1 protein-coding gene is annotated in these 377 nt (G+C 68.7%); it reads left to right on the forward strand.

Translation table 11 applies throughout. The features are described from left to right. Positions 1-147: 147 nt before the first annotated feature. A partial coding sequence (locus tag ACEPPI_RS40780) for a DUF4277 domain-containing protein (protein WP_373920281.1) occupies positions 148-377 on the forward strand: 230 nt, incomplete at its 3' end.

Genomic DNA, 377 nt, shown 5'->3' on the forward strand with positions numbered 1-377 from the left:
CTAGTCCCGTACTTCGCGGGTCGCTGATTCGTATGGTGTGACCGGTCCGGGAGTGTCCCGGACCGGTCGTGTGGCGTTGGTCCGGATGTGTCGATGACTTCCCGGTCCCCGCGGCCACGATCTGCGCGTCAGCGCCTTGAAGTTGTGGTGACGTCGGTGGTGGAAAAGCGTCTGGGCGCTCTGCCTGTCGCTGCCGAGTTTCTGCGCCGGCTGGATGTGGCCGGGGTCGTCGATGAGGTGTGTCCGGGCGGTGCGAGCGCGCATCTGACGCACGGGCAGGTCATCGAGGCGCTGGTGGCCAACCGGCTGACCTCGCCCGCACCGCTGGTGCGGGTCGGGGACTGGGCCCGCACCTGGGCGGTGGAGGAGGTCTTCGG

Origin of the sequence: Streptomyces sp. AB3(2024), assembly GCF_041862025.1 — a bacterium.
Classification (GTDB): domain Bacteria; phylum Actinomycetota; class Actinomycetes; order Streptomycetales; family Streptomycetaceae; genus Streptomyces.